The organism is Bacillus sp. MHSD_36 (assembly GCF_030757775.1).
Taxonomy (GTDB): domain Bacteria; phylum Bacillota; class Bacilli; order Bacillales; family Bacillaceae_G; genus Bacillus_A.
Map to the genome: position 1 here is coordinate 1 of NZ_JAVBIS010000039.1, position 358 is coordinate 358.

Genomic DNA, 358 nt, shown 5'->3' on the forward strand with positions numbered 1-358 from the left:
TACATAGCCTTCTTTTCCTTGATAGCTTATTTTCGCCCAGCCGTTCGCTTTTCCTAGTACCGTTACTTTTTCTCCATTTTTTAAGTTTCCGAGGATCGAGCTACTTGTATTCGCTGCACTTCTTACTCGCAAGCTTGTCGCATTGATTGTTCCTACTTCTTGCGTTCCATTTTTAATCGTTGAATCTGGTTTTTCTTCTTGTTTTCCTGCTTCTAGCTTCACAAATTCTAGCGACACATAGCCTTCTTTTCCTTGATAGCTTATTTTCGCCCAACCATTTGCTTTCCCTAGTACTGTTACTTTTTCTCCATTTTTTAAGTTTCCGAGGATCGAGCTACTTGTATTCGCTGCACTTCTT

At 39.9% G+C, this 358-nt stretch carries 1 protein-coding gene; it reads right to left on the reverse strand.

Annotation, left to right across the window (positions count from 1 at the left end):
- Positions 1-358, reverse strand: a 358-nt coding sequence (locus Q9B79_RS26885; protein WP_306189021.1) for an SH3 domain-containing protein, incomplete at both ends; no start/stop codon positions are given.